Genomic DNA, 26,307 nt, shown 5'->3' with positions numbered 1-26,307 from the left:
GTCTGTGCGCTTCCGAGGAGTCTTTCCGTGCCCCGAAACACCCGTCCGACAACGGCGTACTCAGTCACCTTGCGTGAACTCGAGGTACGTCGGGTGACAGACGTGACGCCGGGCATGCGGAGAGTGACGCTCACCGGAGCGCAGCTCGACACCTTCACAAACGCCGACGGCTTTGCCGAGCCCGCCTTCGTCAGCACCGGCTTCGACGACGACCTCCGATTGTTGTTCGCCTATCCTGGCGAAACCGATCCGGTCTTGCCGGTGATAGTCGACGGCACTGTGACTTTCGCAGCGGGACGCCGTCCACTTGCCCGCGCGTACACCGTGCGCCGTTACGATCCGCGAACAAGTGAACTCGACGTCGATTTCGTCGTTCACGGCGGTGGAGTTGCTACCACCTGGGCGCGCGACGCCGGCCCGGGCGACCGAATGCACATCGCGGGTCCCTCTGTATCGCAGGGACTCCCGGAAGATTGCGAGTATCTGCTCGTCGTCGGTGACGAGACGGCGCTACCTGCGATCGCACGTCTGCTCGAGGAATTGCCTGCCGATGCCAGGGGGCATGTGTTCGTCGAAATTGCGGACTCGGCTCACATTCAATCGGTGCGCGAGTTGCCCGGGGTGAGTGTCACGTGGTTGCCACGCGAGGGGGCGGAGCCCGGCACTACTTCTTTGTTGCTCGACGCGGTCAGTGCAGTCGAATGGCCTGACGGACGCGTATTCGCTTGGCTTGCAGGCGAACAGGCGACGATTCGCTCGCTTCGGCGTCATTTGATTCGTGATCGAGGAATTGCGAAGACCGACATCGATTTCACCGGCTACTGGAAACGCAGCGACACAGTGCGCACAGATTCCTGACCCGGCTCCATCGCTCGGTAAGACCGAAGCGCTCGATAACACCGAAAGGCAGAAATGACAGTCCTGCGCACCAGACGATCACGGATCATCGGACTGATCGGGGCCGCGCTCGCCGCAGCGCTCCTTGTGTCCGGGTGCTCGGCCTCGGCCGAAAACTCGAAAACGGCGTCCACTCCCGGTTCGGAGGGGAACGCCCTTCCCGCTGCGGAAGGAACGACTACTTACCCGCTGACCCTGGAATCGCCATATGGTACAAGTATTCTCGAGAAGCGCCCGGAGCGGGTTGCCGCAATCGTCCCCAATGCCGTCGACACGGAAATGCTCCTCGCGCTCGGCGTCAAACCCGTTCTCTCCTCGTCGATGGTCAAGGAGTCGGCTTCCCAGTCGTACTTGCTGCCTTACGGCGCAGAGGATCTCGACACCTTCGAGTTCGCGATGGGCGGCACACTTCCCGTCGAAGCGATCGCCGCGAGCGAACCTGACCTCATCGTCGCCGTCGGCTGGGCCGACGGCCTGGGTGGTTTGTCGATGGGCGATTACTACGAACGTTTGTCCTCCATCGCACCGGTGGTGACGAGCCCCGACACGAAGTCGCGGATGCTCGTGCCGTGGAAGGAATCGATCCGCGTACTCGGCGAGACACTCGACCTCTCGAAGGCAGCCGAAAAGATCGTGGCGGACCATGATCGGTATTTTGCGAAGGTGCGTCAGGAGAACCCTGAACTCACTGGCCTGACCGCAACCTGGGCGATCTTCTACGGAACCGGCAACGGGTTGCAGTACCTTTCAGCGCCCGGCTCGGCGCCGGCAACTTTCTTGGGCGAGCTCGGTTTTGCCGAGAACCCGCGTGCACAGGAGTTCGTCACCCAAAGCACTGTCGGCGAGGAACTTCTCGAGAACATCGATGCGGACTTCCTGCTGATCGGCCGCAGTGCCGCCGGCAGCGAGGAGGATTTCGACAAGCTGACCGGCGGGAAGCTCTTCCAAGCGCTGGGAGCGGTGTCCTCCGGTCGTTGGGTCGCCCTGCCTCCGCGTACCGCAGACGGCGGGGATGTTCTATGGGCAATCACGAGCGGTGGCCCGATCGGAACGATGTGGGCGGCTGAACATATCGTGCCGCTCATCAGCGCGAAGCTGTAGGCGTACAACTGGAGAACGGAAAGCACTCACCCGTCGCCACACGATTGTGTGGCGACGGGTCGTTCGTACAGCAGGTGTCCCGGGTTTGGGGGTTGCCTATGGGACGAAGAAGGTTGCGAAACCCGGGGTGACAGGTCCGGCGGCAGGCAATATGGCGACGGCAACTTGCCCGGCTCCAGTCTGCAGGGTTGCCTCTCCCGGGGTTCCTTGGTTGTCGCCAGAAAGCCGACCGGAGCCGGAGGCTCCTGTCGAGAGGTTCATCCAGCGCACTTCCGTCGAAAGCATGCAACCCCACCGCTCTTCTTTGGCGCCGGTGATCGTCACCGTGCCAGGTTGTTCGCCGACTACCGCCACACAGTGGACAGGGGGTGCGTCGAAGCTGCCGTTTGGGTTCCCGAACGGCGCCGGGTTGATCTGGAACGGAACGGTGACCGCAGCGGAGGCAACGGCTGCGGGCGCGAGAACCGATACGGCCACTATGGATACGCAGGCAGATAGTCGGCGTACGAGATTCGTCACGGTAACCTCCGGTAATCGAAGACGGTGTGGTGCCCATGCTCTACCCGGGGCGCAATTACCGCAAGGGGATCCAGTTTTCGAGCCAGCGGCGGTTCGTGAATCGCTGAGTGCGTGACCGTTTGTAGAATCGTTGTCCTGCAACGCGTATCGGTATACGAAGCCTGTATCGGGCGGTGAATAGCCCAATCGTGCTGGGCTCCACCGAAAGTACTAACTTTCCAGCCATCGGCCAGCCGGCTTGCGGTGTAGCTCGACAAAGCTGGTGTTGTTTGCAAGGCGGGCTGAACGATTTCTCAGCGAAGGCAATGGATCTGGATGATGCACTCGTTCCGCTCGAAGATGCACTCCCGCAGCTGTTCTCGAATCCTTCGCCGTTTCACGCTGGTGTGAGGGGTCTGCAGCGAGGGCAGCCAAGTCGCGTTGGGGGGGTCGAGCATCGAACTGTCGAATGATTGCGACAGCAGTGGATTTCGTTGGATAGAAGTGCGGAGACCAATCCTGTGTCGGTAGCTGCGGGTCTCGAAATCACGTTTCATCTACCAAACAAATGCTTGATCGCTAAAGTGTGTGCGACATCGAAAGCCCGACAAAGCTCGATTTCGAAGGAGTTCGTATGGTTGCACCTCAGGCTTATGTCGTCGATGCGCTCCGCACTCCGGTGGGTAAACGGCACGGCTCGCTCGCAGGAGAGCACCCAGCGGACATGGGGGCCCACGTGATCACATCGATTCTCGACCGCACTCGACTGGACCCGATGGCCGTCGACGATGTGATCTTCGGTTGTGTCGACGCTATCGGGCCGCAATCGGGCAACATTGCCCGCACCGCCTGGCTTTCAGCAGGCCTACCCTTGGACATCCCAGGAACGACAGTCGACAGACAATGCGGATCTTCACAGCAAGCCGTCCACTTCGCAGCGCAAGCGGTCATGAGCGGGACCCAAGATGTGGTGCTTGTCGGCGGTGTGCAGAACATGTCCTCGATTCCTATCTCGGCGGCGATGCGTGCCGGCAACGAGTACGGATTCGACACGCCCTTCAGTAAGTCCCGGGGGTGGGCAGCACGATTCGGCGAGGCCGAAATCTCACAGTTCGTCGGCGCCGACCTGATTGCCAAGAAATGGGGTATCAGCCGTGAAGACATGGAGGAATGGGCACTGCAATCGCATCAGCGTGCCCGTGCTGCCATCACAGACGGCCGATTCGAGCGTGAGACAGTGTCATTGGGCCAATGCGTCGTTGACGAATGCCCACGAGAGACATCCATGGAGCAGATGGCTGCACTGCCCGCATTGAGGGATGGCTCGTTGCTGACGGCTGCTGTGGCTTCGCAGATCTGTGACGGCGCATCAGCGGCCCTGATCGTCTCCGAGAAGGCGCTCGAGGTTCATGGATTGAAGCCACGTGCGCGCATTCATCATATGAGCGTGCGCGGCGACGATCCGATGCTGCAACTCTCGGCGCCGATACCCGCGACGAAGTATGCACTGGCGAAATCCGGCATGGCGATCGGCCAGATGGATACCGTAGAAATGAACGAGGCATTCGCTTCGGTAGTTCTGAGCTGGTTGATCGAGACGGGTGCAGATCCCTCCCGGGTCAATCCCAACGGTGGTGGAATCGCACTGGGCCACCCTCTTGGGGCCACTGGCACCAAGTTGTTCGCCACGATGTTGCACGAGTTGGACCGCATTGATGGACGGTACGGTCTCCAAACCATGTGTGAGGGTGGCGGGACCGCGAACGTCACCATCATCGAGCGGCTGAGGTGAAATCGCCGACTGCGGTCATCACCTGGGTGCGACGGGACCGGCAATGTATCCCCGCGTGTAAGACAAGCGATGTCAGAGGGTGATCGTGCGGGTGGGCTCCCAGATGGCGGGGTCGCGGTGGGTGACGACGAAGACGGTGGCCGCCAATTCCCGCACGGCGCCGGCGATACGGCGCTCGGTGGCCTCGTCGAGGGCCGAGGTGGCTTCGTCGAGAACCAGGACGGGAGCGTCTTTGAGGAAGGCGCGAGCGATCGCCACCCGCTGACGTTCGCCGCCGGAGAGAGCGGCACCCTGGTGTCCGATGTCCTGATGAATGCCGAGCGTCGAGCGGTCGAGAACGGCGCCGAGGGCAGCGCGCCTTGCGGCGTCCTCGATCTCGGTTTCGGTAGCGCCCGGTCTTCCAAGTCCGATGTTCTCCCCGAGGGTGCCCGAGAACACGAGTGGGTCCTGCGGCACGTAGCCGATATGTGCCGCCAGAGCGTCGTAGGGCAAGTCGCGCAATGAAACTCCGCCCAGAGTGACGCTGCCTTGGTCAGGATCGTCGAAGCGCATGAGCAGCCCGAGAAGTGTGCTTTTCCCCGTACCCGAGCGTCCTGCGACGAGAACTCGCTCACCCGCGGGGATCTTCGCGGTGATGCCGCGCAGAACCGGAGCGTGGTCTACCCCGGCGACCTCGATGTCAGTTCCAACAGGGCGCGCGGCGTCCCGGGGTGCGGGCTCGGCCAGTGCGGGAGCCGAAGTCGCTGTGCGGTAGTCGCGAACCGTTGCGCGCAGCTCGTTGACTCCGATTCCGGCCAGGGCGAGTTCGTCGAGCGGCGCAGCGGCGCGGGCGGTGAGGATGACAAGCGCGAGAGCGGCTGCGGGATCGTCGAATCCGGTGGCGGCGAGGAAAATCACTGCACCTGCCAGCGGCACAATGGTGGCGATCGCCGAGATGAATGTCGCTGGTGCCGCGGCGAGATTTGTCCGTGCAAGCGCGGCTTCCTGATTCCGCCAGCTTCGCTCGATTCGTTCGACGGAACGTGTGGGACCGGCTGCCGTACGCAGTAATTCGAGGTGGTCGGTGAGCTCGAGCGTCGACTGAGTTGCTGCGAGCTCGGCTTCGTGTCGACGCTCGTCCGCTCGGCTGAGCGCACGTTGGGCCAGCGTCTGAGCGACGAGCGACACGGCGAGCAGTCCACCGACGAGCAGCATGACACCTGGCCCCGCGACGACCGCGATCCCAGGAAGCAGGAGCAGCGGGATCAGCGGTGCAACCAGGAAGGTCTGAAGTTGGTGCGCGGGAACACTCATCAGCGACGGGATTCCGCGCCCGGCGACGGTGGCGAGCAGTGCCCGGTTGTCGTCGGTGAACCAGGACAGTTTCGCACGGGCGAAGGCATCGCCGAGAGCGTCGTAGAGATCGCCGACGAGTCGAGCCCCGGTGAAGTAACCGCCCCGCGAGACCAGGACGGTCACGAAGAGAGCAATGGTGGCCGTGGCCAGGACGAGAACCGGCGACCGGTGATCAGCGATCGAGAGCGCGAGGGTGGTGTACGCGATCGCTTCGAGGACAGCGACGGACACCCAACCGAGTCCGATGGTGATCAAGCGTCGTCGGACTGCATTGGCGCTGTTCATTATTCGGCTCCAGTCAGGGCTGCATTGTGCGACGCGGCGTCGTTCACGTTTCGACCGCCGAGGTCGAGTCGATCGTCGGCATCGTCTGCAAGAGCGGGGTCGTGGGTGACGATCACGACCGTCTTTCCTTCGTCGTGCGCGAGGTACCGCAATTCTTTCAGCAGTTCTGCCGCTGTCCGATCGTCGAGTGCACTGGTCGGCTCGTCGAGCAGCAGTACTGCTGCGGGCGAGAGGAACACCCGAGCGATCCCGACTCGCTGACGTTCTCCGCCGGAGAGTGAAGCTGCGTGGGCGTCGAGGCTGACGTCGATCTGTGCCCGGCGTAGTGCGGCGGTGTATTCCGCGTCCGTTGCATCGGGGGCGGCCAGCGCGATGTTCTCGCGCACCGTGGCAGGTAACACGTCTGCGCCCTGGGGTGTGAGCAGAACGGACGGTGGCCGCAGGTTCTCGTCGATCGCGGTGATGCTACGACCTGCGTAGCGGACGGTACCCAGTTCCGGGATCTCGAAGCCGGCCAATGCTTTCAGGAGCGTCGACTTGCCCGCTCCACTCGGTCCCGTGATCGCAGTGATCGCGGCTGGGCGGAATGCATGCGTGACGCCGTCGACGACTCTGCGGTCCGTGATCGTGACAGTCAGGTCGACGATCTCCAGGTGGTCGGAGGGACTCGCCGCCGGAACGGTGAGTGCTTCACCGGCAGGGAGAGTGGGTTCGTTCAGGGCAGTGGCGAGCCGGACCGCAGCAGAGCGTCCAGCCGCGACGTAGTCGAGGCCGTGCCCGAGTCGCAGGGCCGGTGTCACGATTGCGAGGCTGAAGAGAATGGTGGCGGCCAACGTCGTTGCATCCCAGTGAAATCCGACGGCATAGGCGATCGCGAACGTCGCTGTCGCCTGCATGAGGGCAACGGCGACGGCCGCAGGGGTAGCCACGAGTCGAACGCGCTCCTGCATTCCCCGGGTGAACCGTGCTGTCGATTCTGCATAGTCGGCGGCAGCGCCGGTCTGCGCGCCGTAGATCCGGCAGACGCGGATGCCGCGGGCATAGTCGTCCACGGCAGTCACGATGTCGCCCATGACATCTGCACTTTCGGCGCTGTGCCGAGCGGCCATTCGGGGGATCACGACCAGGTAGAACAGAGCTGCCACGATGCCGGGAGCCAGAGCGAGAAGCGCCACGGGGCCGGCTGAGGCAACCAACGCCGCGATCGTGACCGCGGGGACCACGATGAGTGTGGCGAACTCGGCCGGTAGGTGCGCAGTCATATGGTGCAGCGCCGAGATGTCGTCCGAAACGAGCCTCCTCAGCGCGTCTCCGCTGTAGCGGGACAGCGTGCTTGCCGGTAGGCGAACGAGGTGGGCTGCGAGTTGGCGGCGAACCCTTGCCTCGAAAAGCGATTCCGCGTGGTGCGAGAGCCACGACGATGTGGCAGCGAGCGCGACGCCCACGAGCCATAGCGCACATGCCCACCCGGCCCAGCTCATCGACGGTTCACCGATGAGTTGCACGACGCACCAGAGCGCCCCGAGCATCGCGACCCCCGACGCTGCGGCCGCGACGACCCCGGCAGCCAATGCAGGCAGCGCCGGGCGCAAGGCCGGGACCAGCGACGGTTCGACGAGAGGGCGGGGCATGGATAACTCCTTGAATCAGCGTCAGAGTGCAGGCACGACAAATGACCGAGACCTAAGGTTAGGGGTCGATGGCTCCATGTGGTTATCGCCGTACGCCGATTTCTTACACTTGCCCAGCATCCGTCGGTGTCAGGATGCGGCCGAGATGGAACTCATGACGTCTTCCCACACGCCCATGACTGCGGGTTCGGTTGGACCCGTTTGGGTGAAGACTGCCACGCATTTGCGGCGGAAGTCGTACATCTCGATCGAGCTGGTCAGGCCGTGAACGCCGTGGGTGCGGGTCAGCCAGCACTCCGAGACACCATTCAGGTCGATCATCGTCCGGCAGGTGTCGGACGCCAAAGTCAGCGTCCCCCCGAACATGGCTGCGGCGTCGAGGTCACCACGGTGGATCTGCAGGCATCCGTTCCCGGCGACGACGGTCGTGACGGGCAGTTGGTGGTAGGACAGGTGCTCCATCCCGGCAGCCATGAGGTGAGGATCGACTCGCCGGTAACCGAGGGCGCCCAGAGCGACCAGGCCGCTACGACGTTCGCTGCCGCCGTCCGCGAGGATGAAGTCGAGCTGTGTCAGCTGATCGGCTTCGGCCCAGAATGCGGGCGTATTCGATGTCTGGATGGGAGGGCTTGTTTCCCTCGCAGTGCTCGGCGCAGTTCGCATCGCTTCGAAGGCGAGACGATCCGAGGCCGGGGTCAAATACGTGGTGTGTGAACTTGATCCGTGGATGTCGAACATGCGGAGCGTCGGCGGTAGGTGCTGCCCTGCTTCAGTGGTCACCACCGAGCCGAGGGAGGCAACGTTCAAACGTAGAGAGACGAGCCCGGGCGCGCAGACCAACGGATCGCCGGGAAATGTCGGAACGGAGTACTTGCCCGAGTCGTTGACAGCCACCGGACCTGCAACGGTGATTGCTACGGCGTCGTCCAAGAGTGGCAGCATTTTGCCGACTACCTCAGTGCGGTGTCGATCAGTCCGCCGCGGAATCCTGGACGCGCAAGCAGTGCGTCCAGGTCCGACATGCGTGCCAAAGCTGCGCAACGACATTCGTCACGGTGCGGGCACATCTCAGTAGACATCCCTTAGGTACCGCTTCGATCGTTTGAGGTTGTTGACGTAATCCTCGGCGGCGTCCGCATCCAACCCACCGTGCTCGGCGACGACCTCGTGCAATGCGTCGTCGACGTCCTTTGCCATCCGAGTGGCGTCGCCGCAGACGTACACGTGCGCACCGTTTTCGAGCCAGTCGAACAAGTCTCGGCCCTGCTCGCGCATACGAGTCTGGACGTAGATCTTCTCGGACTGATCGCGCGAGAAGGCCAGATCGAGGCGAGTCAGGACACCGTCACGGGTCAGCCCGTTCAACTCGTCCTCGTAGATGAAGTCGCTCGACTGATGCTGATCGCCGAAGAAGAGCCAATTCTGCCCCGACGCGTTGCGCGCGCGACGCTCGTGCAGGAAAGCGCGGAAGGGTGCGATACCGGTGCCGGGTCCGATCATCACGACGGGAGTAGTGTCATCGGCAGGTAGGCGGAACGAATTGTTCTTGGAGACAAAAACTCCGACCCGATCTCCCTCGCCGACGCGGTCCGCCAGGTACGTCGAGCAGACGCCGCCGCGGTCCCGCTCGCCCGAGCGGTAGCGCACACTCGCTACCGTCAGATGGACGGTGCCGTCGTGGGCCAGCGGGCTGGAGGAGATCGAATAGACCCGATGTTGCAGCGGGCGCAGAAGTGCAAGCAGATCCTCGGGATTCAATCGAATGCTGTTGTCCAACTGCAGGAGATCGAGAACGTCCTTGCCCCACAGCCACGCATCGAGCGCTTCCCGATCTTCCGTGTCGAGAATGTGCCGCAGTTCGGCGTCGCCGCTGCGTCGGGCGATGTCTTCGATCAAATCGCGCGAGGGAATCGAGATCTCGTAGTCGCTGGTCAACACCTGGTCCAACGGTGCGGACGAGCCGTCCTTCGCGGTGACGACGTAGTCACTGCTCGCACCGAGTTGAAGGATGATCGCCTCGACCAGAGCGGGGTCGTTGATCGGGCGGATGCCCAATCCATCTCCGGCCTCGTAGTCCAGACCGTCCTCGCCGAGCGCAAAGGTGAAGTGGCGGACTTCCTTGGCTGAGTCCTCGCCGGACAACAGCCGGTTGGCGAGGACGGTTGCAGGATAGGGGTTCTTGCGAGTCCACTGGGACTTGGTCTTCGTCTGAGCGGGCGCAACCGGCGAGGCAGCGGCCCCCGCATCACCGTCGACACCGGCCACCGCAGTGACGGCCCGAACGATCCACTCGGCCGCCGGATCCTCGTAGTCGACGTCGCAATCGGTGCGGTCGACCACCCGGGTCCCACCGAGCGCTTCGAAGCGGGCGTCGATGTTCTTGCCCGACTGGCAGTACCCGTCGTAGCTGGTGTCACCGAGTGCGAGCACGCCGAAGTAGAGACCCTCCAGCCGGGGCGCACTCTCGGATTCGACTGCATCCCAGAACAACTGCGCGTTGTCGGGCATCTCGCCCTCGCCGTAGGTGGAGGTGATGACGAGCACCCGGCGCATGGCGGAAAGTGCATTGATATCCACGGTGTCCAGACTCGCGACAAGTGGTTCGAGACCGTGGGCACGAGCAGCTGCGGCCGCGTCTTCGGCCACGGACTCCGCGTTGCCGGTCTGGCTTCCGTAGAGGATGTGCACTGCTGCGCCGGCAGTTCTCTCCACTGTCGCTGTTGCAGCACCGGTTTGACCGGGCATGACAGTTCGTGAGTGTAGACCGGCCAGGAATCCGGAAAGCCACGCGCGTTGGTCGCCGGTGAACGGTGCGTATTCGGGGATGTACGGGATTTCCATTTTGAAGCTCACCTACGTTCGGGGTAGGAGGTCAGGACACCAGGTCGGGGATCGTGCGCGAAGCGAACAGTTCGTCGAAGTTCGGCAGTGATCCGAGCTTGTCCCGATTCTTGTTGTCTTGAAACAGAATCCACCCGTACGTCGCCGGGCTGTCCATGGCCAACACGTTGCGCAGGCTCAGCGCCTGTTTGTAGTCGTCGACGCGCTTGGCTGCAATCAACGCAGCCAACTGTTCGTCGTCGTAGCCGGCGAGAATCTCTTTCGAGTACTTGACCAAGTGCTGGACGAGGGCGAAGTCCTCGGTCAGCACCAGGTTTCGGGCCGCCTTCTGCACTGCTGGATCGTCGGGTCCGGACGCACCCGGCGTGCGGGCGGTGGCGAGTTGTTGCGCGAAGTGAAGCACGGTGTACTCACTGAGCAGCGCATACATCGTCGCCGTATCGGTCTCGCCGTAGGCAGGGACTGCTCCGTTCAGTGCAGGGCGCCCGTCGCGCACTGCGAGTTTGAAGGTGCGGACCTGACGTGCTGCGATGGCGGACGCCAATTCTTCGAGAAGCTCTTTGTGCGACTTCGCAGCCAGGATTGCATCACTGTCCTGGTAGAGCATCAGTGACTTGGGCATCGCGTAGGCGAACGAGTGCTGTTCGACTTCCCAGTTCTCGAGCAGTCGGGTTCCGAGCGCGGATCCCGTTGCCTCCACGTGCAGTTCGAGTAGGAGTTGCACTGCGTGGTTGTGGACGGCGGCAAGAGGGTCGGTCGCAGCGGTGATCGAACCCAGCAGTACGGAATCGGCACTTGCTCGCAGTGCCAGTTCGCCGCGAGGGTCGTACTGGTAGAAGAACCCGCCGCTCATGCCGTTGCCGACACCCTTGCCGAACTCGCCGAGATTCACGACAGCACCGTTGGTCATGTACTCGCCGGCGAAGTCTCCGACACCTTCTACGACAGCACTGGCGCCGGAGTTACGAACTGCGAAGCGATCGCCTGCTTCACCTTCGACGAACACTCGTCCACCGGTGGCGCCGAAGAGTGCGAAGTTGCCGATCAACACGTTTCCACCGGCGTCACTGGAGCCGCCGCCTGGGCTGCGCACGGCAATCACTCCGCCGCTCATACTCTTTCCCACACCGTCGTTGCACGTCCCGGTGTGCTCCAGGTGCATGCCGTCATTGCAGAATGCGCCGAACGAGAGGCCCGCAGATCCAGTCGTCAGGACGCGCACGCTGCCTGGAGCCAGATACCGTCGCCCGCGCTCGTCGGTCAGTACTCCCGGAGCGAGAAGCCCGGCCGCTCCGTAGTTGAGTTCACGTTCGAGGTCGATCGCCAACTGACCACCGACGCTCTTGTTCCGGTTACCCAGGTGCAGTGCACCTTCGGCGAATTCAGGTCCGGACACGGCGACCGAGGCCTCGCCACGGTTGAAGAACACCGTGCGAACCTCGTCCATGATCTTCTCGTCGAGCGCGTACTCACGTTCGAGGTACACAGGATTGTCGATGGTGATGTTCGGAGCGGTCTCGAACATCGCGTCCAGCTTCAGATTGCCGACAATAGACGGGTGATCGAGCAGATGCAGGAGATCCGTTCGACCCCGCGCTTCCTGAAGGGACCGCATTCCCAGATTCGCGAGCAGTTCCCGAGTTTCGTGAGCGATGTTGAGAAGGTACTGCGCCATCGCGCGGGGATCGCCGTCGAACAGTTCCGGGTTGGTGGTCAGACCGGCGGGGCACTTGATGTTGCAGTTCTTGGCCATGACGCAGCCCATCATCATCAGCGCCGACGTACCGAACTCGAAGCTGTCTGCGCCGAGTAGGGCGGAAGTGATGATGTCGCTGCCGGTCTGATGCGCGCCCGAGCATCGCAGAACGACTTTCTGGCGAAGGCCGTTGGCACACAGAGCTTGATGGACCTCCGCGATACCGACCTCGGCCGCACGGCCCGCGTACTTGAGGCTGGTCACCGAAGCGGCGCCGGTGCCACCGGTATTTCCGGCGACGTTGATGACGTCGGCGCCGGCCTTGGCGACACCGACGGCGATGGTGCCGATTCCTTCCGAGGACACCAACTTCACGATCACCCGAATGCGAGCTGCCTTGCAGTCGTGGATGAGCTGAGCGAGGTCCTCGATGGAGTACGTGTCGTGGTGAGGCGGCGGCGAAACCAGTTCGACGCCGGGCGTTCCGCCGCGGGCGGCAGCGATGTCGACGGTGACCTTGGCGGCCGGAAGCTGCCCGCCCTCACCGGGTTTTGCGCCTTGGCCGAGTTTGATCTCGATCTCTTCGAGCATCGGATCGGCGAGGTAGCCCGCCCAGATTCCGAAGCGTCCGGATGCAAACTGCTTGATGCGCGATGCACGAATCGTGTCGTAGCGCGAAAGGTGTTCGCCGCCTTCGCCGCTGTTGGACATCGCACCGACCATGTTCGTGCCGTGCGCGACGGCTTCGTGCGCCGGAGCGTTCAGTGCGCCATGGCTCATGGCACCCGACGCCAACTTCGGGGTGATGTCGCTTGCACTCTGTACCTCGGAGAGAGGTACACCTGCCGGTGCGACCCTCAGCTTGGACAGGAACTCTGCCGCAATACCGGTTGCATTCAGCACCAGATCCGGGTCGGTGGCCTCGATGGTGACGTCGTCGGCAAAGGCGACGGAAAGAGCATCGCCGAGTGCTACCACCCGAGCGGTGTCGTCGGCCAGTGGACCGTCCAGGCTAAGTGTGTACCGGCCGTCCGCGGCAGATTCACACCGGATTCCACGCATCACGATCGTCTTATTGCCGCGCACCGAGAATCGGCTGATCTGGTCGGTGAACTCGGCTGTCGTCACCGCAAATGTGACATCACCGGGCACGGAGATGACATCGCGCAACGCGGCGGGACGACGCGATCGTTCCGCAGCCATGACAGTGGAAAAGTCCCGGTACCCGGCGGTGATGTCGAAGTCGTCGATCTGCTCGGTGGTCAACCGGTCGAAGCTCGTCGCCCGGTATGCCCCGGCGTCGAGGCGGAAGGCGTCGTCGAGCCGTCCGAGCGGCAGTAGACGTAGAGCCTCGAATTGTTCTGTTCCGGAGGGACTGTCGAACGCGATCTTCTCCTCGGTGAGTTCGACGTACTTACGGACCGCGGTGGTACCGAACGAATGCCCTGCGCCGTCTGCACGCTCCTTGAACAGGCCGAGCAGTGGCAGATCCTTCTCGCCCCCGACTTCGCTCGCACGCTCGTGCCACTGTTTCGAGGTCACCGCGACGGTGTCGAAACAGACGCCACCCACCGGTGACTTCATGTTGGGGAACCACTGGCGCAGAACAGGGTCGGAAGTGTCGAGGAAGTTGGGTTCGAAGAATTCTCCACCGATGTAGCTCTCGACGGTGCACAGTCCGACGCGCCCCATCGTCTTCATGAGGGACTTCTCGGCGGCCTTCGCGAAGCGTCGGAACGCGGCATCCGGGTCAGCGGCGAACTTCTCCTCGGCTCGCAACTGAACGGACAGCGGGTAGACCGCGGAAGCACCGAAACCGAGTGCGGCCGCAACGTGGTGTGAGGACTCGATCTGGCCGCTCTCCACGATGAGAGAGACGCGCAATCGCAGGCCCGCGTCGATGAGGCGCTGGTTCAATGCTCCGACGACCATGATCGCGGGAAGTGTTGCGCGCTCGTGAGATACGTGGCGGTCGGTCAGGACCGCGATTCCGCCCTGTTCGGCCGCGAAGGCTACAACAGCATCGCCGAGCGCGGTCATCGCGTCGACCATTGCCTGCGCGTCGCCCTCGGCGGGGTAGAGCATTTCGAAGCGGCGGTGCGGAGTGTGGTTCTGTTCGCGGATCTTGAGCATGTCCAGGTGCCCGAGGATCGGCGAGGCGATGACGATCTGCTTGCCCTGTCCGGGAGACATCTTCGCACCCAATGCGACCCTGAGAGTCATACCGTCCGCTTCCCGGATGCTGTCGAGGGGAGGGTTGGTTACCTGGGCGAATCGCTGCGAAAAGTAACGAGCCACGCCGCCTTCGCGGTCGCTGAATGCGTTGATGGCGTTGCCGTAACCCATGGCGGAGACCTTTTCGGCTCCGTGCGTGAGCATCGGATCCATCAGGAATTTGAAACTTTCCTGATCCAGGGAGTACGCCATGTAGCGCTGATGAACCTCGAAGGTGCCGTTGTAGCGGGTCGGGGAGCTGACCTTCTCCGCTGGCACGGTGGGAATGTCTTCGATCAGGATTCGCGATTGCTCCAGCAACGACTGGTAGTCGCGCTGAGCGGCAATCTTTTCCAGAGCTTCGCGGGCAGTGTAGGTATGGCGGTCTCGATGATCGAAGTACAACATTCCGCCGGCCTCGACGCGGCCACGGTGAATCACCGTCTCAGGCGCGAACGCGATCTGTCCGGCTTCGGAGAATGCGCACACGTAGTCGTGTGTCTCGATCGTGCGTAGTGGACGCAGACCGAGGCGATCCAGGCGCGCACCGATGATGGTGCCGTCGCCGAACACCAGCGCTGCCGGTCCGTCGTTCTTCTCCTCGTACAGCGAGAAGTACTCGAACATCGCACGCACTGCGGGGGAGAGGGTGGTGTCGTTTTCCCAGGCAGGCGGCATCATCGAGACCACAGCCGTCACCAGGTCGACACTGTCCTCGATGACGCGTGCTTCCAGGGTCTGATCGAGTCGGCAACTGTCGGACTGGCCGGGCGGACGGACGATCGCACGTCGTTTTGCGCTTGCCACCGCTGCTTCGGAGAGCCGATTCTTCTTGTCGGTGTTCAGTTCTCCGTTGTGAGCCATGAATCGGAACGGCTGCGCCATCGTGGGATGCGGGTCCGTGTTGGTCGAGAACCGCGTGTGGAAGTACATCGTGTGGACAGCGTGATCGGGGTCGACCAGGTCGCGGAAGTACGGGATCACTTCGTCGGAGTTCAAGCGGCCCTTGAGAACCTGAGTCCTCGCGCTGAGCGAGAGTGGGTACAACCCGCGTAGTGCAGGGGTGTTGTACGCGATGGCTTCGATGGCGAGCAGAGCTTCGTGCACGAGGCGATCGACTACCGCAGGCTCGGGACGCGGAGTGGGGACCTCGAAAATCCACTGCCGGATCGGAAGCTGATGCGCGATGGCTGCCGGCCGAATCGCCGAGTCGTCGACCGGCACGTTGCGCACAGCGAGGGTGGTGAAGCCTCGGTCCAGAAGTTCGCGTTCCACCAGAGCGGCTGCACGAGCATGCTGAGCATCGTCGTCCGGAAGGAAGAAGTTGCCGACGCAGAAGCGGCCGGCGCGGAGATCTGAGCGCCCGGTGACCTTGCGGAAGAACCGGAGGGAGAGGTCAACCGAGACACCGCCGCCGTCGCCGACGCCCTCGGAAGACATACCGCCGCGGTGCGGTACCGAGCAGAGTGCTTCTCGCCCCTTGATCAGGACATCGTGGGTCTGCACGCCGTCCTTGCGCGTGATGAACCCGACCCCGCAACTGCTCTTGTCATCTGAGGGGTCGTACAAACCGACGATGGACGTGCTCACTGCAGCAACCTTCTCCCTGTCCTGGTTGCCCGGAGATCGTTCGACCGGGCAGATACGACGGCATGTATTCCGTCAGGGCAGGGCGTCGCTGCTTCGATGAAGCGGCACCCGAATGGGATCAGACTACTGAGTAGAGGCTTACCTTAGTCAAGTCTACTTGGTGTGACTTGGATCTGAGCAGGTCAGAGGGTTGCTTTGTAGGCAAGTGCGTAGGCGATCTTGCCCGGCTTGTCGTCTGTGTACGGCTTGGACAGCTTTGCGAACTCGCCCTTGGACTCGGCTTTGCCGTCGTTCCAGGCCGACAGGACGCCAAGATCGGTGGCAGTGAATCCGCTGTCGACGACGGCATCGCCCGTCAACGCTGTCTGTGCTTTGGTCACCGACTTCACGGTGCCCAGGTAGCTGGAGAGATCATCGCGATTCCAGTTGGTGAGGTCGACGGGCGCGGTGTCGCGGACCCAGGCGCCCCAGTAGAACTCCTGGAACGGAATCGTGCCTGCGGCGAATCCGATGTCGCGGGAGAAGTACATCAAGCTGCGGTACTTGTCGTCGGCGAAGTTGGCCAGGCCGACGCTCTTCGGCAGAGCCTGGACCGGTACCTGGTTTCCGTCGACGTCACGCGACCAGACCCACTTGTTCTTCTCCATCTCGGTCCAGAAGGCACCTTCACTCAAGCCGCTGAGGTTGCCGAGAACCCGCAGTCGCACGTGAAGGTCGGGACCGCCGTCGGCCGTCTCGATGAAGGACGTGAGGGTGTGGTGACCGTCGGTTAGATAGAGATCGCCGCGGGGACCGACGACCACGGTCTTCATGGGCGCGATGCTCTCCGCGGTTTCCTGACCCACCGGGAGCTGGCAGGTGAAGGACGACGGGTCCTTCAGCGTCGACGCCGCAGTAGCGGTCGCGGCCTGGATCTGGCCGTTCGCCTCACACCAGTCGTCGAACTTCTTGTTGATCGTGTCTTTTCCGAGCGTGTATCGCCCGAGCTTGTAGTACACCTCGTCGTAGCCGAGGGACGGTTGTGTCGCGTGAACGTCGCCGATGCGCACGTCCAGGAGATCACCTTCCTTGGCGCACAGGTACTCCGATCCGCCGGCGGAGCCTGAGAACGAACCGGTGGAGATTCCGCCACACGCGAGGGGAGCGGCGACAGCGGGAGTGCTGACCAATGTTCCGGCGCCGAGCAGTGCCAGTGTTGTGAGTGCCGAGATGGCGGAACGACGCATGTGGGGATCTCTCCTGATGATGGGTTCGCACGTGAAGAAGCTTGCGTCACAATCGCTCAGGGTGGTTTCGGACTTACTGACAACAGACGTCCGCGCGGTGGCTACCACGTGAATTCACGTCGTAACCACCGCGCGGTGAGCCGGTTGGTTGATCAGCCCTGCAGTTGATCAGCCTTGCAGTTGATCAGCCCTTGTAGTTGTAGAAGCCCTCGCCGACAGCGACGCCGAGCTTGCCTTCATCGATGTAGTTCTTCTTGATGTAGTCGGCGAATTCGCGCTGCTTCTCGCCGCCCTGGGAGGAGATGTTGTAGACGGTGGTCAACCCGACGACGTCCATGATCTGGAAGGGGCCGAACGGGGCTCCGGTGCCGATACGCCACGTCTTGTCGACCATGTCGGGATCGGCGATGCCGTCGATCAGCAGGTCGGATGCTGCGTTGAGGAGCGGGACCAGGAGCGAGTTGAGTACGTAGCCCGCCTTCTCCTTCTTGAGTTCGATCGGCACCATGCCGATGTTCTTCGCGAACTCGACGACCTCGCGGTACACGGCGGGGTCGGTGGACTCGGTGCCCATGACCTCGGCAGTGTTGTTGACCCACACGTGATTTGCGAAGTGCAGTGCGAGGAACTTCTCGGGGCGGCCGGTGAACTCCTTGAGATCGCTCGGCAGCAGCGTCGAGGAGTTGGTAGCGAACACCGTGTGCTCAGGAGCAACCGTGGCAAGCTTCTCGTAGGTGTCGCGCTTGATGGCGATGTCCTCGGGAATTGCCTCGATGACCAGGTCGGCCTTGGCGACGGCTTCGCCTAGATCGTACGAGTACGTAATACGTTGCAGCGCTTCGTCAGCCTTGCCTTCCTTGGCACCCTCGACGTTCTCGGCCTTGTAGGCCGCGGCCAACGAGTCGAACCGAGCCTTGGCCTTTTCGATGACCTCGGCGTTGATGTCGTACGCGACGACGTCGAAGCCGTGATAGGCGGTCTGATAGGCGATCTGTGAGCCGAGAACTCCGGTACCCAGAACGGTGATCTGCTTCAGTTCAGTCATTTTCGATCCTCAATCCTATTCGGTGGGTAGTCCGGCAAGCGTCAATCGGACCTGTGCGGCAACGATGTTCGTGAGTTCGTCAGCCGTGATCCGGTCCAATGCCGCGCGGGCTATTTCGAAGTGCAGCACGTTGGAAATCGTTCGCGCTGCAGTGGTGGTTCGGGTGGTGTGGTTGGGGTGTGCCTCGTGCAAGATTTGCGCAATCCGCGTTTGCAGGCGCTGCGAGAGTTCCAGGCCTTCGGCCCGGAAACACTCGCTGGGCTCACCGAACAACACCTCGCGTTGGTAGATGCCGGTGTTCTCGTCGTTTCGGCGACTTGCGATCAGCAGGGGTGAAACCAGCTCGAGCACACGATCTTCTGTGCCGGTCGACTTGGCTTCACGCTCTTCTCCCAATTCGATCTGCTTGCGGTATTCCGCGTTGTACACCATGAGCAGCAACTCGGCTTTGCTTGCGGCGTAACGAAAGAGAGTGCCGCCGGCTACATCGGCGCGGTCGGCAATTTCTTGAGTTGTGACTGCGCTGTAGCCCTTTTCCGCGAACAGTTCGGCAGCGGCGTCGAAGATGCGTGTCTGCTTCTCGAGTTTGTTGCGTTCGCGACGGCCCAGCTCTTGGTCCGGCTTCGTCATCCCGCTCACCTCGTTCCATTTCGGATCACGCTCATAAATGAGTCTACTCCGAAATATCGGGAGGGTGGAGTCTCCTCCGTCACATCACCGCAGTCCGCTGACCCAACCGGCGAACACGTCTGAGAACACGTCCGCTTCGCACGCATGCGCCGATTCGGGGTAGGCACATTCGGGGTATCCGGCGACGACGGTGGCAAGTTCGGCATTGCAACACTGCGCCAAGAGGCCGCGCAGGAGGTCCGCGGCCGACCAGCCGGCGATGGATGCTGCTGGGATGCCCTCTTCCTCGTACACCTTCACCAGATCGGCGTGCCTCCAGGACAATTCCTCGGCCACCAATGCATCGGGGTTGAAAGACATGGCGCGGTCGAGTGATCCGCGCAGAAGTGAGTGCGGATCGTCCTCGCCGCGAAGCCTGGTCGCGAGGTCCGCCGGCGCCTTCTGCATGACGAACATCCAAGGTTTGCCGTCGGGAAAGACTCCACCGAAGCCTGCCACGTTGAACGGTAAGTGGCTACTGAGAAAATCGGTCTCCACGTCGACGTGTTGATCGTCGCCCAGATGAATGAAGTGGCCGGAGGCAATCTCCTCGCCCATTGCCGGCTCAGCCCATGTGTTGTTCCACAGATCGGTCATCCGACTGCCTTCGGGAAAATCGAGAACCTCGAAGAGAAAACCCATGTCTCTACAACTCCCCGTCGAAGTGGGTGGTTACTCCACCGGTCAGTCGAGAAACCGTCTGCGCCGAGGTCGCGAGGACGACTCGGCTTGTCTCGAAGGTCATCTCGTCGCGTTCGGTGTCCTCCGATTCGGGATCCTCGGCGAGTGAGAAGTCGAGTTCCACCTCTCGATCGGTGCTGGAACAGACCGAGATCATCAGCCCGAGTCGTTCGTCGGTGAACGCCGGAAGCGATTTCTCGGGATGGAAGTCTGCGGCCGCGTGAAAGAAGAACGCCGCCAGCCGTTCGACGAATCCGTCGTCCGTATGTCGGCTGAGATACTGATTGAAGCGGTCGGGGCTGAGCAGTCCGACGTCGAAAACGAGTGTGGGCACGTCGGATTCGAAGACAGTGGCGGGAACCGCATGACTGCGAAGGAAGACTGCGGCGCCGCCGTATCCCGGCAACCTGAACCCATCACGCATCTGGTGTACTCCCGTCGCAGTGGTGTCCTGTCCACGCTAGGCCATTGCTCGGCCGCGTGCTGCCTACTCGAGTAGGCAGCTTGATGGAAGAATCACCGCCTATGACTGCTGTCCTGTACCCGCCCGTCGAGCCGTACGAGTCGGGGCTGTTGGAAGTGGCGGACGGTCAGAGTCTCTACTGGGAGACAGTCGGCAATCCGGCGGGCATTCCGGTTCTCTACCTCCACGGCGGTCCTGGTTCGGGATGCGCTGTCGGCGCCAGGCGTTTCTTCGATCCCGAAGTCTTTCGCGCAGTTCTGTTCGATCAGCGAGGCTGTGGGCGCAGTCTTCCGCTAGCGAGCAGTCCGGACGTCGATCTGACCGTGAACACCACGGCGCACATTGTGGAAGACATCGAGCGTCTTCGTGAGCATCTCGGTATCGAGCGATGGATCGTGACGGGACTTTCCTGGGGCGTGAGTTTGGGTCTGGTGTACGCGCAGGCGTTTCCCGCGCGGGTGCAAGCGATGGCCCTGGGCGCGATCACCGGCGGGACGAGGGTCGAAATCGAGTGGATCACCCGTGCCATGGGCCGGGTATTTCCGCGTGAATGGGAAGAGTTCGTGGCGCCGTTGCCGGTGGACGAGCGTGACGGAAACCTCCCCGCGGCGTACGCGCGACTGCTTGCCGATCCGGATCCTGTTGTGCGCGAGAATGCCGCGTTGCAGTGGTGCCGTTGGGAAGACGTGCACGTGTCGCTGATGCCGGGGTGGACTCCGAGTGTTCGATACCAGAATCCGGACTTCCGCCGGGTGATGACCAGGCTGGTTACGCATTACTGGGGTAACGACTGCTTCCTGGCGCCGAATCAGATATTGGACGGAATGGACCGTCTCGCTGAGATTCCCGCGATTCTCGTGCACGGACGGTATGACATTTCCGGGCCACTCGACACTGCCTGGGCGATCCACCGGCGTTGGCCGGGTAGTGAGTTGGTGGTACTCGACGGCGCCGGGCATGGCGGCAGCGGATTCAACGAGGCAATCGTGGAAGCGCTGAATTCACTGGCTCATTCGGCCTGATCGAGTGCCCCGGCGCGGGCCGCAGCGAGCGCGCCGGCAGCAGCACGATCGGCAACCGACTGGTCGACGGGTAGATCGGCGACCAGCAGGCGATAGTAGATGGGTGCGGCGACGGCCGCCAGAAGATCAGCGGCCGAGACCTTCTCGGAGATCTCCCCGCGCTCGACTGCTCGGCGAACGACGATGTCTGCCAGTTCGTAACGTGCGGAATAGAACTCGCGCTTGAGTCTCGCGACCTCGGGCGTGCGGACCGCGTCGGAGAACAGTGCAGCCACCAACGCGCCGCCCGACTCGCTGGTCACCAGTGCGACTATCGATCTGGCCATCTCGCGCAGGTCGGATTCGATGGAACCGGTATCCGGGATGGGGACGGTGGTTGCCGATACCTCGATCGCCGCGTCGGCCACCAACTGGGACAGCGTGCTCCACCGCCGGTAGATCGTGGTCTTGTGGACTCCGGAGCGGGCGGCTATGTCCTCGATAGTCATCGCCGCGAATCCGCGTTCGGACAATTCGGCCGCCGTGGCTGCCAGGACGGCCTCGCGCACCCTGGCACTACGCCCTCCGGGCCGTTGTGGTGTCGAAGTCATGAGCCAACCTTATCGCAACAAGGTGTTGTGTTAGCTGGAGGCACGTGGTTCACTGAGCTAATGCAACTTATCGTTGCATTAGAGATGAATTGAGGGGTGTTTTCCCATGTCATACGAATTTCCTGTCGATCACCGAGGCCTCTTCGAAGAGCGCGCAGGACAGTTTCTGAGCTTCGGGCTCCCCGTCTCGGATCTCGAGGAACTGCGCGCGTCCATCCACTCGACCTGGGCCGACGCGCCGGGTGGTTGGTCGTACGAGTGGTCGGCGTTGGCAGCAAAGTACTCCGCCGACGGCAATCATTCACTCGCGGCGATGATCTACGGAATCGCCAAGTTCCCCGTCCTGGCCAACGATTCGCGGCGCCGGGCCCTGCAGAATCAGGTGGACGAATACGTCAAGGCAGCACCGGGATTCGGGCTCGAGTTCGAGCGTCGAATCCTGTCCCTGCCCTACCGATCCGGCGAGATCGAGCTACCGGTACACATTCTCTCCGTGGACGGAAGGTACGAGGATGCACCCGCCCTGTTGCTCAGCGGCGGCGTCGACGGCTGGAAGATGGACATGCATCCGTTGGTCAGTGCGTTCGCGAAGAACGCCGGAGTGACTGTTGTTGCCTTCGACCAGCCGGGAACTGGTGAATCACCGGTTCCTCTCGACGCTTTCGGTGACGAGGTGATCGACGGACTGGTGGCGACGGCTCGCGCCCTCGGCAATGGCCAGGTGGCACACCTGGGAGTCTCCTTCGGTGGCAACTTCGCCGTGCGGTCGGGGTTGACCGGCGCCGTCGATGCGGTGATCAACATCGGCGCCCCGGTCAAGGGCGCGTTCGAGACCGCGAACGCGGAGCGCCTGGTCTACGGCATGGGTGACATCGTCGGAAACGCACTGGGTTTCGATGCCCCGGCAACCAAAGAGGCGCTGGTACAGGGTCTCCGTGCTTTCGATCGCAGTGTCTTGATGACCGCCGACGACGGCCGGACCCCGATGCTTGTGGTCAACGGGGCCGACGACGTTCACATCCCGCTCTCGGACACCACTCTCTTCGAGGAGCGCCCGAACACGCAGGTACACGTCATCCCGGATGCGGGGCACTGCGCAGTGACCAAGCTGTCCGAGTTGACGCCGATGATGATCGACTGGCTACGAGATGCCCTGTCAGGAACCGCTCCACGAACCGGTAGATGATCCGCCGCCGAAGCTGGCAAAACGATACGTCGCAAGAACGGCTTTGTGATCGGTCGGCCACGGCGTCGGTGAAGCGATGAAGTTGTCCTGGGAGTTCTCCTCCACTCTTTTGTTGTGCACGATCGTCTTTCGCGGGCCGATGATCCCGACAGATCCCAACTTCAGGTCGGAAGCGCGATCGGCGAAGATGTAGTCGATCCGATCGCGTTCGTCTGCCTCGGGTGCCCAGGTGAGCTGTGAGGTGTCGACGTCGGGATTGTCGGACGGCCAGGTGAAGCCCGGGTGTGTGGCCGGGTTCGGGTACTTACTGCGGTAAGCGTCGACGAATCCGGCTTGGTCGAGCAGGCGGGTGGATTCCCAAGGAACGACTACACCGTTGTGGTCGAACAGATTTCGCGTGCCGTCGGTCCAATCCAGGGCCGACGGTTCGTTGAAATCGCCACCGAGGATGACGGATCTGCCCTTGGCCCGTTCTTTTGCCGCATCGTCGACGAACGTCGAAATTGCCTTGGGTCGTCCCGAATTGATGTTCACGCGCTGAACCGTCTCGGGGTCCGTGACCGGACCGGACGGCATCTTGTTCCAGCCGAACTCGGAGAACTCTCCGGGCTTGGGAACACCCGCGCCGTATCCGCGCGGTAGATACGTCGCGTAGGACGTGTAGGCCAGATGTGCCGAGTAGGCGGCGATTTGTTTGCCGTCGACCGTCACGACTGCCTTGATCATCGAGTTCAGGTCGGCTGTTTCCTCGATCGGAAACTTGGAGAGAATCCCCACGTCGGAGGACGCTGCTCCGTAGAAGGTGGTTCCTGATTTGGTCAGCATGTCCGCCAATGCAGTTGTCGCAGTGCCGGCTTCCGACAGGAGAACTATCGACGCCTGTGTCGAGATGATCATGTCGGCGATCAGCTGCAGGCCACCGTTGATCTTGGTTCCGCCGTGCCAGGTGTTGAGGGAGAGCACTTTGATCTCCTGCGCGGGGCTCGCCCCCGCGACGGAGGTATTGGCACCCAATGTAAATGCGCTCGCGGTGACTGTGCCCGCGGCTACCGCCATCGCCTTGACCATCTGGCGGCGCGTCAATCCATTCATCAAATCCCGGCTCTCGTTGTCGTGTGCTCGAACCCCCGGAAGATAATTACCATCGCTACCTAAACGGACAGTTAACCAATTGTAAAATGGCAGATTTCCACAGAACGCCGTGCGGGCAATAGTCTTCTGATCGTGGTACTCAGTGAGCGTTTCCCCGGTAACAAGACCTTCGCGAAGGTTCGTGTCCTGCCGCCGGTGGTGAAGCTGCTCCTCCTCTCGATGGTGCTGTTCAACATCGGGTTCTATCTGGTTGTCCCCTTTCTGGCGGTGCACCTTTCGGAGGACCTCGGATTTGCGGCCTGGATTGTCGGCCTGGTCCTCGGATTGCGGATGTTCAGTCAGCAGGGCATGTTCTTCATCGGTGGAAGCCTCGCCGACAGGTTCGGCAAGCGTCCGATCATCCTGCTGGGCATAGCCGTTCGTGTAGTCGGTTTTCTGATGCTCGGTCTGGCAGAAAGCATGAGCGCCGTGATCGTCGGCGTGCTCCTGGTCGGCTTTGCTGCCGCGCTCTTCGCGCCCGCAGTGGAGTCGGCCAACGCGGAGTACGGACGCGAACTCGAGTCCGCCGGAGTTATGCGTCGTACCGATTTGTTTGCAGTGGAACAGATGTGCAGCCGCCTGGGAACAGTGATCGGTCCGGCGCTGGGAGCTGCTCTCCTGATGTTTCCGTTCTCGTGGACGGCGTCGAGCGCCGCGTTGCTCTTCGCGATCATGTGGGTCGGGTTCTTCATCTGGTTCCCCCGACCGGGCGATGCCCACGACGGCCCGGTGTCGACCTATACGCTGCGCGACGTCTGGCGAAGTGTCCTGACCAACAACAACTTTCTGCTCTTCGCGACGCTCTGCAGTTTTCAGCTGGTTGCGTACAGCCAGCTGTACCTGATGCTTCCGGAACAGCTCGAGCGCGGAATCGGTTCGCAGTCGGCGCTGGGATGGTTCTACGTGGGCGCGGCGGTGTTGGTGATCGTCGGGCAGGGACCGACGGTCGCGGTTGCCCACCGCATCGGGCATCGGCGCGCGATCACCTTCGGGCTTGTGCTCATTTCGGTGTCGTTCCTGGTTCCGCTGGTCACCGGCGTCGACTCCGCAGCTTCGGCGTCGACGCAGATAGTCGGTCTGGCGGTGTGGATCGGGCTGCTGCACCTGGGACAGATGTTGATGGTGCCGCCGATGCGAGACACCATCGCGATCCTCGGTCGTGAAAGCAACCTCGGAGCGCACTTCGGCATGCTCAACACGATCGGCGGTCTGCTCGCGCTCCTGGGAACCGTGGGAGTCGGATTCGTGTACGACCTCGTCGACAACGGCCACGCAGCGCCGGCGTCACCATGGGTGTTCGTTGCGCTCTGCGTGGCCGTGTCGGCTGTGGTGTTGTGGGTGTGGTCAGGCCGAACGAAAGTTATCGACCAGCGATCGTCTGATTGATCTTTGCGACGAAATCTTCCAGCACAAACGGAATGGTGAGTGGGTTCGGCATGGACACCGCGTCACTGACGATGGGGTCCAAGCTGATCAGGCCTCCGGTCTCGACCACGTTCAGATTGGTGAACGCCGGCTGCGACTCCATCTCGGCGCGAGCCTTCTCGTAGTTGTCGAAGAGCAGGTAGTCGCACTCGAGGAGGTCGTAGTTCTCGGCGGAGATCTCGTAGTTCAGCTTGCCCGCGAACCGATCCTTCAGTGCGGCAGGCGCCGTGAATCCCAATTGCGTGAGCAGCTGAGCCCGCGCTGCCTCGGGGCTGAACGCTCGCAGATTTCCGTCGCTCCAGCGAATGACGAGAGCTGCTGTCTTGCCTTCGAACTGGGGGTTCTCCGCGCGGGTGCGAACGATGAGGTCTTCGACTTCCTGGACCTCCTTCTTTGCCTGCGCGGGAACGCCCACAGCCGTACCGATGCGGGTCGTGACTTCCTGCCAGGGCAGAACCCAATCCGTCTGATCGGCGGCGTGCAGCACCGTCGGCGCGATGGCGCTGAGCTGCTTGTACAGATCCTCGTCGATCGCGTTGTTGACGGCGATGATCAGGTCAGGCGCTGCAGCCACGATCGTTTCGATGTCGAAATCGGTGGTGGCGTTGGCCAATGGCGTCGGCTCGGCGCCCTGGACTGCGGAGTCGGCCCAGACGCCGATTCCGTCGTCGGTCGATCCCTTCCACACCGGGACCAGGACGGGCGTCAGCCCGAGGGAAAGCAAAACGTCCGCGTCGCCGATACCGACCGCTGCGATGCGGCTGGGTGCCTGCTCGATGGTGGTGGAGCCGAACTTGTGGTCGATCGTCACAGGGAAGGCGTTGGCCTCGGCGTGAGCACCTTCGGTGCCGGGAGAGGATTCGTCCTTCGCGCTGTCGCCACAGGCAGCAAGGGCGAAACCGGCTGCTGTTGCGAAGGTGACGGACAGCATGGCACGGCGGCTCAACATAGGGTTCACGGCAACCTCGGGTTTCATGGTTATGGGACCC

20 protein-coding genes are annotated in these 26,307 nt (G+C 62.4%); 6 read left to right on the top strand and 14 right to left on the bottom strand.

The annotated features are described in order from the left end of the window. Nucleotides 1-27: 27 nt before the first annotated feature. Nucleotides 28-858, top strand: coding sequence for a siderophore-interacting protein (locus AC1Q6C_RS08030; RefSeq protein ID WP_474338510.1), 831 nt, complete (start codon nucleotides 28-30; stop codon nucleotides 856-858). 54 nt (nucleotides 859-912) lie between these two features. After that, nucleotides 913-1,998 (top strand): ABC transporter substrate-binding protein, encoded by a 1,086-nt coding sequence (locus AC1Q6C_RS08025; RefSeq protein WP_492666497.1) that lies wholly within the window; start codon nucleotides 913-915, stop codon nucleotides 1,996-1,998. Nucleotides 1,999-2,094: 96 nt separating this feature from the next. On the opposite strand, the gene AC1Q6C_RS08020 is transcribed toward AC1Q6C_RS08025, so the two are convergent. Beyond that, the gene (locus AC1Q6C_RS08020) at nucleotides 2,095-2,475 is read right to left on the bottom strand and encodes a hypothetical protein (protein ID WP_054188270.1); all 381 of its coding nucleotides are present in this window, start codon (nucleotides 2,473-2,475) and stop codon (nucleotides 2,095-2,097) included. 655 nt (nucleotides 2,476-3,130) lie between these two features. Between AC1Q6C_RS08020 and AC1Q6C_RS08015 the strand changes: the two genes are divergently transcribed. Further along, on the top strand, nucleotides 3,131-4,288 hold the full coding sequence (locus tag AC1Q6C_RS08015) for an acetyl-CoA C-acetyltransferase (protein ID WP_054188369.1): 1,158 nt from the start codon (nucleotides 3,131-3,133) through the stop codon (nucleotides 4,286-4,288). A gap of 72 nt (nucleotides 4,289-4,360) precedes the next feature. On the opposite strand, the gene AC1Q6C_RS08010 is transcribed toward AC1Q6C_RS08015, so the two are convergent. The 10 genes from AC1Q6C_RS08010 to AC1Q6C_RS07965 form a co-directional block, all read right to left on the bottom strand. Then, entirely contained in the window at nucleotides 4,361-5,908 is a 1,548-nt protein-coding gene (locus AC1Q6C_RS08010; protein WP_125052298.1) for an ATP-binding cassette domain-containing protein, read from the bottom strand. Further along, nucleotides 5,908-7,539 carry an ATP-binding cassette domain-containing protein gene (locus AC1Q6C_RS08005; RefSeq protein WP_030536175.1) on the bottom strand — a complete coding sequence of 544 codons (1,632 nt, stop codon included), beginning with the start codon at nucleotides 7,537-7,539 and terminating at the stop codon, nucleotides 5,908-5,910. The genes AC1Q6C_RS08010 and AC1Q6C_RS08005 overlap by 1 nt, the downstream gene beginning before the upstream one ends. Nucleotides 7,540-7,668: 129 nt before the next feature. Continuing rightward, complete coding sequence (locus AC1Q6C_RS08000) at nucleotides 7,669-8,481, bottom strand: ChuX/HutX family heme-like substrate-binding protein (protein ID WP_492666496.1); 813 nt, start codon at nucleotides 8,479-8,481, stop codon at nucleotides 7,669-7,671. A gap of 126 nt (nucleotides 8,482-8,607) precedes the next feature. Then, entirely contained in the window at nucleotides 8,608-10,380 is a 1,773-nt protein-coding gene (locus AC1Q6C_RS07995; protein WP_492666495.1) for a sulfite reductase subunit alpha, read from the bottom strand. Between the two features lie 31 nt (nucleotides 10,381-10,411). Further along, nucleotides 10,412-15,880 carry a glutamate synthase-related protein gene (locus AC1Q6C_RS07990; RefSeq protein ID WP_492666494.1) on the bottom strand — a complete coding sequence of 1,823 codons (5,469 nt, stop codon included), beginning with the start codon at nucleotides 15,878-15,880 and terminating at the stop codon, nucleotides 10,412-10,414. A 182-nt stretch (nucleotides 15,881-16,062) separates the two neighbouring features. Next, on the bottom strand, nucleotides 16,063-17,106 hold the full coding sequence (locus AC1Q6C_RS07985) for a ParB/Srx family N-terminal domain-containing protein (RefSeq protein ID WP_003942919.1): 1,044 nt from the start codon (nucleotides 17,104-17,106) through the stop codon (nucleotides 16,063-16,065). A 184-nt stretch (nucleotides 17,107-17,290) separates the two neighbouring features. Further along, on the bottom strand, nucleotides 17,291-18,151 hold the full coding sequence (locus tag AC1Q6C_RS07980; RefSeq protein WP_030536170.1) for a 3-hydroxyacyl-CoA dehydrogenase: 861 nt from the start codon (nucleotides 18,149-18,151) through the stop codon (nucleotides 17,291-17,293). 15 nt (nucleotides 18,152-18,166) lie between these two features. Further along, nucleotides 18,167-18,781: a TetR/AcrR family transcriptional regulator gene (locus tag AC1Q6C_RS07975; protein WP_030536169.1), complete on the bottom strand. Its 615-nt coding sequence runs from the start codon at nucleotides 18,779-18,781 to the stop codon at nucleotides 18,167-18,169. 84 nt (nucleotides 18,782-18,865) lie between these two features. Further along, on the bottom strand, nucleotides 18,866-19,462 hold the full coding sequence (locus tag AC1Q6C_RS07970; protein WP_204855254.1) for a hypothetical protein: 597 nt from the start codon (nucleotides 19,460-19,462) through the stop codon (nucleotides 18,866-18,868). A 4-nt stretch (nucleotides 19,463-19,466) separates the two neighbouring features. Beyond that, nucleotides 19,467-19,925, bottom strand: a complete 459-nt coding sequence (locus tag AC1Q6C_RS07965; RefSeq protein ID WP_003942982.1) for a hypothetical protein — start codon at nucleotides 19,923-19,925, stop codon at nucleotides 19,467-19,469. A 101-nt stretch (nucleotides 19,926-20,026) separates the two neighbouring features. Between AC1Q6C_RS07965 and pip the strand changes: the two genes are divergently transcribed. Beyond that, nucleotides 20,027-20,986, top strand: coding sequence for a prolyl aminopeptidase (pip, locus tag AC1Q6C_RS07960; RefSeq protein WP_492666493.1), 960 nt, complete (start codon nucleotides 20,027-20,029; stop codon nucleotides 20,984-20,986). On the opposite strand, the gene AC1Q6C_RS07955 is transcribed toward pip, so the two are convergent. Continuing rightward, complete coding sequence (locus AC1Q6C_RS07955; protein ID WP_003942861.1) at nucleotides 20,974-21,576, bottom strand: TetR/AcrR family transcriptional regulator; 603 nt, start codon at nucleotides 21,574-21,576, stop codon at nucleotides 20,974-20,976. The genes pip and AC1Q6C_RS07955 overlap by 13 nt on opposite strands. A gap of 106 nt (nucleotides 21,577-21,682) precedes the next feature. Between AC1Q6C_RS07955 and AC1Q6C_RS07950 the strand changes: the two genes are divergently transcribed. Next, nucleotides 21,683-22,762 (top strand): alpha/beta fold hydrolase, encoded by a 1,080-nt coding sequence (locus AC1Q6C_RS07950; protein ID WP_492666492.1) that lies wholly within the window; start codon nucleotides 21,683-21,685, stop codon nucleotides 22,760-22,762. Here AC1Q6C_RS07950 and AC1Q6C_RS07945 read toward each other — a convergent pair. Next, nucleotides 22,733-23,854 (bottom strand): endonuclease/exonuclease/phosphatase family protein, encoded by a 1,122-nt coding sequence (locus AC1Q6C_RS07945; protein ID WP_075834751.1) that lies wholly within the window; start codon nucleotides 23,852-23,854, stop codon nucleotides 22,733-22,735. The two genes, AC1Q6C_RS07950 and AC1Q6C_RS07945, sit on opposite strands and share 30 nt — an antisense overlap. Before the next feature lie 132 nt (nucleotides 23,855-23,986). Here AC1Q6C_RS07945 and AC1Q6C_RS07940 point away from each other — a divergent pair, with 132 nt between their 5' ends. Beyond that, complete coding sequence (locus AC1Q6C_RS07940; protein ID WP_492666491.1) at nucleotides 23,987-25,279, top strand: MFS transporter; 1,293 nt, start codon at nucleotides 23,987-23,989, stop codon at nucleotides 25,277-25,279. On the opposite strand, the gene AC1Q6C_RS07935 is transcribed toward AC1Q6C_RS07940, so the two are convergent. Then, entirely contained in the window at nucleotides 25,254-26,267 is a 1,014-nt protein-coding gene (locus AC1Q6C_RS07935) for an ABC transporter substrate-binding protein (protein ID WP_251014730.1), read from the bottom strand. The genes AC1Q6C_RS07940 and AC1Q6C_RS07935 overlap by 26 nt on opposite strands. Nucleotides 26,268-26,307 lie beyond the last annotated feature (40 nt).

This window comes from Rhodococcus sp. MT28 (genome assembly GCF_058792695.1).
The sequence above is the reverse complement of the archived record's forward strand: the minus strand, read 5'-3'. Positions and strand labels throughout refer to the sequence as shown.

What these genes read in the sequence shown, in the direction of transcription:
- AC1Q6C_RS07980 (WP_030536170.1), bottom strand. Translation starts at nt 18,151, where the DNA reads ATGACTGAACTGAAGCAGATCACCGTTCTGGGTACCGGAGTTCTCGGC.
- AC1Q6C_RS07950 (WP_492666492.1), top strand. Translation starts at nt 21,683, where the DNA reads ATGTCATACGAATTTCCTGTCGATCACCGAGGCCTCTTCGAAGAGCGC.
- AC1Q6C_RS08000 (WP_492666496.1), bottom strand. Translation starts at nt 8,481, where the DNA reads ATGCTGCCACTCTTGGACGACGCCGTAGCAATCACCGTTGCAGGTCCG.
- AC1Q6C_RS07945 (WP_075834751.1), bottom strand. Translation starts at nt 23,854, where the DNA reads ATGAATGGATTGACGCGCCGCCAGATGGTCAAGGCGATGGCGGTAGCC.
- AC1Q6C_RS07935 (WP_251014730.1), bottom strand. Translation starts at nt 26,267, where the DNA reads ATGTTGAGCCGCCGTGCCATGCTGTCCGTCACCTTCGCAACAGCAGCC.
- AC1Q6C_RS07955 (WP_003942861.1), bottom strand. Translation starts at nt 21,576, where the DNA reads ATGACTTCGACACCACAACGGCCCGGAGGGCGTAGTGCCAGGGTGCGC.
- AC1Q6C_RS07975 (WP_030536169.1), bottom strand. Translation starts at nt 18,781, where the DNA reads ATGACGAAGCCGGACCAAGAGCTGGGCCGTCGCGAACGCAACAAACTC.
- AC1Q6C_RS07965 (WP_003942982.1), bottom strand. Translation starts at nt 19,925, where the DNA reads ATGCGTGATGGGTTCAGGTTGCCGGGATACGGCGGCGCCGCAGTCTTC.
- AC1Q6C_RS08010 (WP_125052298.1), bottom strand. Translation starts at nt 5,908, where the DNA reads ATGAACAGCGCCAATGCAGTCCGACGACGCTTGATCACCATCGGACTC.
- AC1Q6C_RS07985 (WP_003942919.1), bottom strand. Translation starts at nt 17,106, where the DNA reads ATGCGTCGTTCCGCCATCTCGGCACTCACAACACTGGCACTGCTCGGC.
- AC1Q6C_RS07995 (WP_492666495.1), bottom strand. Translation starts at nt 10,380, where the DNA reads ATGGAAATCCCGTACATCCCCGAATACGCACCGTTCACCGGCGACCAA.
- AC1Q6C_RS08005 (WP_030536175.1), bottom strand. Translation starts at nt 7,539, where the DNA reads ATGCCCCGCCCTCTCGTCGAACCGTCGCTGGTCCCGGCCTTGCGCCCG.
- AC1Q6C_RS08025 (WP_492666497.1), top strand. Translation starts at nt 913, where the DNA reads ATGACAGTCCTGCGCACCAGACGATCACGGATCATCGGACTGATCGGG.
- AC1Q6C_RS07970 (WP_204855254.1), bottom strand. Translation starts at nt 19,462, where the DNA reads ATGGGTTTTCTCTTCGAGGTTCTCGATTTTCCCGAAGGCAGTCGGATG.
- AC1Q6C_RS08015 (WP_054188369.1), top strand. Translation starts at nt 3,131, where the DNA reads ATGGTTGCACCTCAGGCTTATGTCGTCGATGCGCTCCGCACTCCGGTG.
- pip (WP_492666493.1), top strand. Translation starts at nt 20,027, where the DNA reads ATGACTGCTGTCCTGTACCCGCCCGTCGAGCCGTACGAGTCGGGGCTG.